The organism is Acinetobacter schindleri (genome assembly GCF_010918895.1).
GTDB lineage: Bacteria > Pseudomonadota > Gammaproteobacteria > Pseudomonadales > Moraxellaceae > Acinetobacter > Acinetobacter schindleri.
Map to the genome: position 1 here is coordinate 1 of NZ_CP044488.1, position 8,408 is coordinate 8,408.

An 8,408-nucleotide genomic window follows, 5' to 3' on the forward strand; every position below is an offset into this window, starting at 1 on the left:
TACAAGCTTCCATCAGCTTCACAATGAAAGTAACAGAGCATCCCGAAGGGTGCGAACTTCTAAGTTTTTGCTTTTAAAAATGCCATGAGCGAAGCGAATGCCATAATTTCTTTTTTCTTTTGGTTATCACGTACACCAGTTATAAAAATCGCCCCACCGCTGTGAGCGTAAGCGAACAGCACTAGAGTACGAGGCTTGCCGAGTACCGAGGGCGATTTTCTTTTTCTATTTTTAATCTTTTTAAAAGCTTTTATAAAAGCTTTTAATAGCTTTTAAAAAGCTTTAAAAAAGCTTTACGGTATACCTGAAAGCCTTATATAGAGGTACTTTCAGACCATTTGGGGGGGTGGTGTTGCAGACAAAGGGGGGTGGTGTTGCAGACAAATAACCATTAAAAGGGGGTGGTGTTGCAGACAAAGGGGGGTGGTGTTGCAGACAAAGGGGGGTGGTGTTGCAGACAAAGGGGGGTGGTGTTGCAGACAAAGGGGGGTGGTGTTGCAGACAAAAAAATATCCTCATTGACTAGTATTAAAGGGGGTGATATAAAACAAATCCGCACCCCCTTTATGAAAATAAAAATTGTGAGTAAAACTGCTAAAAAGAGTTCAATCAACGACTTCACAGAACAAGATAAAGTGTTGTATCCATTAGTTTCTCCTGAGAAGAAGTACCCTGAATATCTTGCTGTTCTTCAAAATGCTTTCTGGCTGCTTCAACATGAAAAGCCACCAAAAGATGATATGTTGAAGCTGCTCATGTTTTTTAGTCCTAAAGTGCGCTTATCCGATGACTTACCAACTGAGCAAACAGTCTTCTCAATTACAGCAAAAGAGTATGCAGAGCTAACTGGCTTGAATATAAAAGGGGCTTATGCTGCTTTAGATCGTGTTGTTGACGCTCTCTACAATCACAGCGTAATTTTTCATAATGAAGAGCGTGGAAATGTCCGGACTAGACTTGTCACTTCAACAGCTTACAAAGAGGGGCGATTTACAGTCAGTTTTACGCATTATGCACTGCATATTATGTATGTCTTCAATCAACAGCATCCTTTCACAAGGCTACAAATCAAGTCAATTTCAGGGCTGCACGGACATGGATTAAAGTTATATCCGTTATTAGTTCAAAATGAATATCGTTTTAATTTTGATATTGCAATCAGCGACCTAAAGGAAGCCTTAAATATTGATTTGCAGTCATATAGCGACTACAAAGAATTTAAAAAGTTTGTCTTAAAACCGCATATTGACTTGATCAACCTAAAGACCGAGCTATCTATTCAATATAAAGCTGAAAAAAAAGAAGGTCGGAAAGCAAGTCATGTCAATTTTACTGTGACAAAAAAACGAACAGTCAAAGCAGAAGAACCAAAGAAAGAAGTACCAGATGAACCACAAAAAGAACAGCCAAAAATTACAGCAGCAATAGTCTATAAAGAACTTATAAAAAGACCTGAACTACTCCCACGTTTTCAAGAGTCAGGAGAAGCAATAAATGAAATGATTGATCGAATCAAAGAGGATTTTAAAAATGGTAATCAAGAGCGATGGCTTAATAAACTTCAAGAATTTGGAATAACTTTTGAAGAGCCTGCTCCATTTTAATGTTAAGAAAATTTGAGTACAGCTTTAACAAAATAATTTGTTAAAGCTGTACTCAAAAATTTGTCATCTCATTTTTTTAATTTTTCTCTACGTGCATCATCATTGTGTAAATATAATGCTTCTTTTAAATTATCAGAACCTTTGAAAATTTTATTCTGTTCACGTTTAGGAGCCGATTTTAAAACTTTGTCTAGTAGCTCAATAAATTGGGTTTGCTCAACTTCATTTAAATGCTTATTGCTATTGTCAAAAATTTGGTTGATGACAGAATCAGCAATACCGAATTTTTGTGCATCTACTATTTTCTTTTCTACTGGTGTCAGATCTGGAAGCATCTCACTAAATTTTTCAATTGCTTCACTCGCTAATTTTTGAATATCTGCTAGTGATTTCTTAGCATCTTTTAACTGTTCTTTTGTCAGTTTACGACCTTGAATTTTATTGACCAAATCACTTACTTGTTTTGCATACTCTTTGCTATCAAAAATTGGAGTATTATCTTGTTCAGTCATTTAAATATTCTCAAAAATAAAAATATCTAATCATTACCATATAAAAAAAACAAGGGCAGATTATTGCTTTTTAAAATACTAAATTTATGACACATGTGGGTTCTAATCTTTTTACACGACATTTCATAGTTTCATAGTCAAGCGCAAGCGTAGACTATGAAACTATAGAAATGACGAAGTAAAAAGCGCACTTTAACCCAAAATCGACATTCCGCTTCGCTACATATCAATTTTGAGTCGTGCGCCCCCTCCCAAGCTAGGGCAGGGGGGGACTTTTAAACCGTTTTCATGAGAAAGTAATTTATTGCACTTTGCACAATAATTATTTTCATGTAACGTCTTAAAAGTAGAAAAGCAAAACCGCCACTGGAGCATGATATGAGTGATAAAATCGTTATTCGAAATAGTTATTCTCATCGTGTTTCGACTGTCAAAAAATCAAATGGTCATAGTATTTTAAGAATTATTGCTTATATTATGGCTCGAAAATTAGAAAATAATTTAACTGGAAGTGAGCATAATTTTTCTCATAAATCAGGTGTGATTAACACAGGTTTTTTTATGCCCTATGGCATTAAAACAGAAATGAATGAAGAACAATTTTATAATCATATTGAGAATAATAGTCACGCATCTACGAACATTATTGGCTATAGTTCTATTCTTGCTTTACCTCCTGAATTATCACAAGAAGAACAAATAAAAGTTGTCGAAAAATTCTGTGAAGATTTCACAGAACAATACGGAACTTGTATTAGTTATGCGATACATGAAGCTGATAATTTGAAGCGTAAAAAAGCTCGATTAGAAGAAATTGAAAAATATAATTTGCCCGAAGATAAAGAAGATTTACAGTTACAGATTCAAAATAATCATGTTCATTTTGTGATTCCGTACTGCAAAATTGAAGCACTCACAGAGCAAGATTTAAAATCAAAACGCAAGAAAAAATCTCACGGAGATACATTTAAAATTGGCAGTCAAGTTAAAGATTTTAATCCCATAAAATACGGCTCAGAGATCAAAAAAGATAAGCCAGATTTAATGAATATTGAGCAAAATTTTTTGCAATATATGCGTCAAAAGCCATGCGATTTATTTAACAGTGCATTAGAAAAAAACAATCGAATTGAGCGTTATACACATAAGTCATATAAAGACTTGGGCTTGCAAATTTCAGCAACCGTTCACGAAGGCGAAATGGTAAAAAGCCGTGTTGCTCAAGGCAAAAAGATGGACGTTCACGAATACAATAAACAGCAGAAAGCGAAGCAACAGACTGAATCTGACTATCTAAATTTTATCAATGTACCTTTGCCCAAAGACCTCGCATATAAGATTTTAAACGGTGAAAAACTTGCTGAAAAAGAGTTATTAGATAGCTTAAAACCGAACCCAAAATCAGACTATGAACAAGCACAAGAGTTGCTTAATCAGATCAACAATGCACAGCAGTTAATCGACAATGAGCTTGCAGATCACAAGCCTGAACCAACTAATTTACGGGAAAAACTTGAACGGCTCAAAGAATCCAATATCCCTCCAAATGCAACAGCGGAACCAACTGAGACACTCAGTCAGAAGCTTGAACGATTGAAGCAAAAAAAGGCCGAAAAGCCCAAGCCACAATCTGATAACGATTATTCACCATTTTAACTAAAAATTGGGAGCAGTCACATGACTGACAACAGCGAGATTATTGATTTACTGACAGCCATTGTCAGCACGATTGAAAGCCAAGACATACAAGCTCAGAAAGCCAAGTCTGAGCTTGTGGAGCAACTGAAAGTCATTGCATCAAAGACTGATACAGTCAGTACAAACTTTCCGAAATTGATCGAAACGCTATCAAATTTTGATAGCAAGATTGCATCAAGTTTTGATGATATTCAAAACGTCAGTAAGCAGTTAAATAGTGTTGTTCAGCAAATTTCAGTTGCTCAAAAAGCACTTGAAATTGTCCGTTTACAAGCATCAAATCTAAATATTGAACAGACGACCACACATATTAAAAATGCTGATGCTCAGGCTAAACAGCTTACTGAACATTTAGAAAATAATAGTCAGCGCTATCAAAATAATATGCGTGCTGCGACCAACATCGCAATTCAGCAAGTCGAAATTTTAAAAAAACAAGTCAGTACAATTTCAGACAGTTTTTCAGACATTGTCTCGAATCGAATTTCAGAAGAAATTATCGGCCAAGTGTCATCGAAACTTACTCAACAAATTTCAGATCAATTGAAATCTGAAATAGAAGTAAGTGCGAAAGATACCGCTGAAAAGCTTGTTAGCTCTACATTTAACAAATTAGATTTTGCTTTTAATAACGCTGAACAACGGCTGAAAGAAAATTCCACTGCTTTTCATAATCAAATCATCACAACATATAATGCTGATCTTAAAACAGTGAAAGAGATCAGCACTGAATTACAGGCGACAGCACAAAGATCCGCTGAACTATACCAACAGCGTGAAAAAGCATATCAAGATCATGTTTTAGAAGAAAAGAAGGAACAAAAGTTAAGTTTGTTAAAAAAATTTGGTATCGGCTGGGCAATAGTTACTATCACAGGTCTAACTTTCGGTCTTCTGAGCCAAACAATGGTCGAATCTGGAATTGAAAAAGCATTAAATTACAGAATGATAGAAGCTAGGCTTAAGGGGCTTGGTCTGCAAATGTTATCGCCAGATATATGTAAAAATTACATTCCTAAACAAACTTTTTCGCAAATCCCGGCAATCCAAACTTGTTTCCAGTTTAGAAATTCGCAGAAAATTCAAACTCAATATGGTGAATTACACGTAATTTATAAGTGAAAAAATCAGCTATGATTAATAACTACTCATAGCTATAAAACTAATCAAAAAATAATGCCTAAATTTACCGTTGCTGAATTAGCTAAACAATATGGAATTGCTCGTACATCTATTTATGATCGTATGAAGAATGGTTCTATCAGTTATGAAATAGATGCTAAGAATCGAAAAGTCATTGATTTTAGTGAAATGCAACGTGTTTACGGTATGCCTAACAGTCAGGCTGACAGTAAGCCTGATAGTAAGGAAACTGACAACACTACAGTTGAACTGTACAAGCAATTGATTGAAGAATTACGACATGATAAATCAGTTGCCGAAGAACGTGAAAGGCGTATGTACAAAGAGATTGAGCAACTTAAAGATAAAATTGACAACCTAACATTAGCACTTGGCTATACACCTAAAAATATTCAGCCTGACAGTCAGGCTTACAGTACAAATGAACAAACCCGTACAACTACAGACTTACAAGAAATTGTACAGCCCGAACAAGTTACAGCAATAGAAAATAAGCCTATTCAGCAAGCTGCTACGATAACACCGGAACCTAAAAAACGAGGTTTATTTGGCCGAGTGCTACATGCTGTTTTAAGTGATGACTAGAGGTTGAATTGTTTACCAAGGCTTATTAAAACCGTGAAACATTGGTCAAAGAATAGGCGTGGAACGTGAAAAATCATAAAAAAAGCCCGAACAGGGATGCTCGGGCTATAAACTGGAAACTACAGCATTGAATTATAAGGATAATTATACAGCATTTCGTATAAGGTGTATTATGTTAATTTTAACTATTCTTAACTCTTACTCTTTCTTCCCACAGTTCTTTAGGAATATAGGGATAATCTTTATCTAACTCCTCCTCAGAAAGATCGCTAATTCCTTTCATATATAAATTGACCCAACTATCTTCTCTTGGAATATATCCAAATTCAGCATTAAATCGACCTTGATCTGTCAATTTAAATCTAAAATGCGTCCACTTTTCTTTAAAGATATCTAATGAGTTCAAATTTAGAATATGATCCATTAGTTGATCCTCAATTAAGTAAGGTCTTTCCCCCATTTCAAAGCTATCAATTGTATTTTTAACGGTTAACCACTCTGTCCCTCCTGCGGAATAATCAGAGTAAATACAGCCTATAAAATGAATTTCAACTGCTTCTTTAGGCATTACCGACCATAAAAGTTCGCCAATTTTTTGATAAATTTCCTGGTCGTTCATTTTCGTTATATCTCAATATTGTGGGATGAGTCTTATAGTAAGCAATTAAATCTTTCAGATCATTTAACATAATGGGCGTTATACGAAGTACACTTGTATATTAATTGTAATATCAGGTACTTATTCAAATCAGAAAAATCCAAAAATGCCCAAAAAGCCGACTTGGAAACAAGTCGGCTTTTTTATGAGCAGTTTTGATAGTTCTTGCCAATAAATTTGACTAAAAATTACGCTTTTCAGCTTGAGTGATACAATTTTGTGATACATTATTGTCTATACAAATTTGAATGTTTTTTATGGAACAGTATTTTGAATGGGATGAGGCTAAGAATCGAAAGAATCAGAAAAAGCACGATGTCTCTTTCGAAACTGCAAGCCTTGTTTTTGAAGATCCATTAAGGATCTCAATCCAGGACAGACATACCGATGGTGAAGAACGTTGGCAAACCATTGGAAAAGTAAAAGGCGTACTAATGCTCTTAGTAGCTCACACCATCTTTGATGAAGATGACTGTGAAATCATACGAATCATTAGTGCAAGACAAGTCACTAAGGCGGAGCAAGATAGATATGAGCATGGTTAGATACTCACGCAAAGAACTGAATGAAAAATTCAGCGACAAGCAAGATGCTGAAATTCAACGCTTGCTTGCTAAGGGAACGGTTGCTGACGATCAGCTAGATCTCTCAGATATACCTGAAATTACCGACTGGAGTAATGCTGTACGCCACAATCAATTCTATCGTCCAGTAAAGCAACAAACATCTATTCGTTTAGATGCTGACGTACTTGCATGGTTCAAAGCACAAGGTAAAGGTTATCAGACACGCATGAATGAAATCTTGCGGGATGCCATGCTAAAAGAATTAAAAAATCATCAGTAAAAATGGGAGCTTAAGCTCCCATTTTTTATTACAAAATTCATAAAATTTGATAGAATAGAAAAATTATTTGATTAAATTTTATAGAGTTTTTTATGAAAAAAACAATTATCGGGGCATTAGCTGTTTCAACACTTTTAATTTCTGCATGTAGTACATCACAACCTATGTGGAGAAAAGCTGGAATTACTCCACATGATGCTAATAGTGCTTTAGCAAAATGTCGCTATGACATAGGTTTAGCTAAAGTAAATCAAAATGAAAAAGCTGAAATGATACAAGATTGTATGATGGCACAAGGTTTTAGATACACCTATTAATCTCTATAAAATCCAAATAAATAGGTTTATTAATGAAAAAGTTAATAGGTTTTGCAGCCATAGCTGTTTTTTGTACAAATTCTTTAGCAGAAATCCCTGTAAAAAATAATAGTATTCCTTTCAATAAGCTGCCTATAGAGATTAAAGAAGTAGTTCAAAGTGAGTATATAGATACCTGCCAAGGCATATCTGAAGATGAAGAAATGCAAGTTAAAAATCCTAAAATCACTTTCAATAAAGGGTTTTTAGTAAATATAGATTTTAATAATGATGGCTTAAAAGACTATATTATCCGATCTTCAGACGTTACCTGTGAAGGTGCTTACTCAATTTTCACTGGAAACAGTGATGGCTTTATAGATATCTACTTTCAAAATGAAGCAGGTAAATATGATCATGTTCTTAACTATTGGTTAGGTCGTGAAGGATTGGAGCTTAAAAAAATAAAAGATGGCTATCGTTTTACTTCTGAATATAACGACAGTTATTTAGCGTGGGATAAATCTATAAATAAGTTTATTTCATATTATGGCCCTGAAAAAAGAAAAGATATTTTAGATATAAATGATGAAAACTCTACAACTAGCCAAACTTCTACAGAGAAAGGTGAAGTTCTAAGACAAGCTTTTCAATAATCTAGAAATATTCAAAAGACGCCTTTACATAGGCGTCTTTTTATTTAACATAAAAACTCTTATACGAAATTTGACTGTAAGCCCCAAATAAAAATGTCAATCTGGAAGTTCACTTGAAAAATAGGCTCTTATTTGCTCCCAATTCAACGATAGAACACTTATTGGTAACTGACATCATAAAAACATGAAATGATGGATAGAGCGTAAATAAGCGCAAAATAGAGCTATGTTTTACATTAACTTGAAATATAACAATCAAAACAGCATGAAAAATAAAATTTCTAATCAATCATAAAATTCAAAAAACAATGCTTAATTTTAAGAAAATTTAAACAATAACAGTTATTTATAGAGCGAGTGTCTACGAGCGAACTGATGAAATACGATTTTCGGCATGCTTTTTCTCTGAT

10 protein-coding genes are annotated in these 8,408 nt (G+C 34.4%); 8 read left to right on the top strand and 2 right to left on the bottom strand.

The features are described from left to right. The first annotated feature begins 470 nt into the window (after window positions 1–470). The gene (locus tag FSC11_RS15925; RefSeq protein ID WP_227591034.1) at window positions 471–1,604 is read left to right on the top strand and encodes a replication initiation protein; all 1,134 of its coding nucleotides are present in this window, start codon (window positions 471–473) and stop codon (window positions 1,602–1,604) included. Between the two features lie 68 nt (window positions 1,605–1,672). Here FSC11_RS15925 and FSC11_RS15930 read toward each other — a convergent pair whose 3' ends face one another. Next, complete coding sequence (locus FSC11_RS15930; RefSeq protein WP_163167903.1) at window positions 1,673–2,116, bottom strand: hypothetical protein; 444 nt, start codon at window positions 2,114–2,116, stop codon at window positions 1,673–1,675. 378 nt (window positions 2,117–2,494) lie between these two features. Here FSC11_RS15930 and FSC11_RS15935 point away from each other — a divergent pair, with 378 nt between their 5' ends. The 3 genes from FSC11_RS15935 to FSC11_RS15945 are packed head-to-tail and all read left to right on the top strand — an operon-like array spanning window position 2,495 to window position 5,542. Continuing rightward, window positions 2,495–3,772 (top strand): MobA/MobL family protein, encoded by a 1,278-nt coding sequence (locus tag FSC11_RS15935; protein WP_163167905.1) that lies wholly within the window; start codon window positions 2,495–2,497, stop codon window positions 3,770–3,772. A gap of 21 nt (window positions 3,773–3,793) precedes the next feature. Continuing rightward, window positions 3,794–4,936, top strand: a complete 1,143-nt coding sequence (locus FSC11_RS15940; RefSeq protein WP_163167907.1) for a hypothetical protein — start codon at window positions 3,794–3,796, stop codon at window positions 4,934–4,936. Window positions 4,937–4,990: 54 nt separating this feature from the next. After that, on the top strand, window positions 4,991–5,542 hold the full coding sequence (locus FSC11_RS15945; protein ID WP_163167909.1) for a plasmid replication DNA-binding protein: 552 nt from the start codon (window positions 4,991–4,993) through the stop codon (window positions 5,540–5,542). A 181-nt stretch (window positions 5,543–5,723) separates the two neighbouring features. On the opposite strand, the gene FSC11_RS15950 is transcribed toward FSC11_RS15945, so the two are convergent. Next, complete coding sequence (locus FSC11_RS15950; protein ID WP_163167911.1) at window positions 5,724–6,161, bottom strand: antitoxin YezG family protein; 438 nt, start codon at window positions 6,159–6,161, stop codon at window positions 5,724–5,726. A gap of 296 nt (window positions 6,162–6,457) precedes the next feature. Here FSC11_RS15950 and FSC11_RS15955 point away from each other — a divergent pair, with 296 nt between their 5' ends. The 4 genes from FSC11_RS15955 (at window position 6,458) to FSC11_RS15970 (ending at window position 7,998) form a co-directional block, all read left to right on the top strand. Continuing rightward, window positions 6,458–6,745, top strand: coding sequence for a BrnT family toxin (locus FSC11_RS15955; protein WP_163167913.1), 288 nt, complete (start codon window positions 6,458–6,460; stop codon window positions 6,743–6,745). Continuing rightward, window positions 6,732–7,046 (top strand): BrnA antitoxin family protein, encoded by a 315-nt coding sequence (locus FSC11_RS15960; RefSeq protein ID WP_120403538.1) that lies wholly within the window; start codon window positions 6,732–6,734, stop codon window positions 7,044–7,046. Before FSC11_RS15955 ends, FSC11_RS15960 begins: the two co-directional genes overlap by 14 nt. 92 nt (window positions 7,047–7,138) lie before the next feature. Beyond that, entirely contained in the window at window positions 7,139–7,363 is a 225-nt protein-coding gene (locus tag FSC11_RS15965) for a hypothetical protein (RefSeq protein ID WP_071852195.1), read from the top strand. Between the two features lie 32 nt (window positions 7,364–7,395). Continuing rightward, window positions 7,396–7,998 carry a hypothetical protein gene (locus FSC11_RS15970; RefSeq protein ID WP_071852196.1) on the top strand — a complete coding sequence of 201 codons (603 nt, stop codon included), beginning with the start codon at window positions 7,396–7,398 and terminating at the stop codon, window positions 7,996–7,998. Window positions 7,999–8,408: the final 410 nt, after the last annotated feature.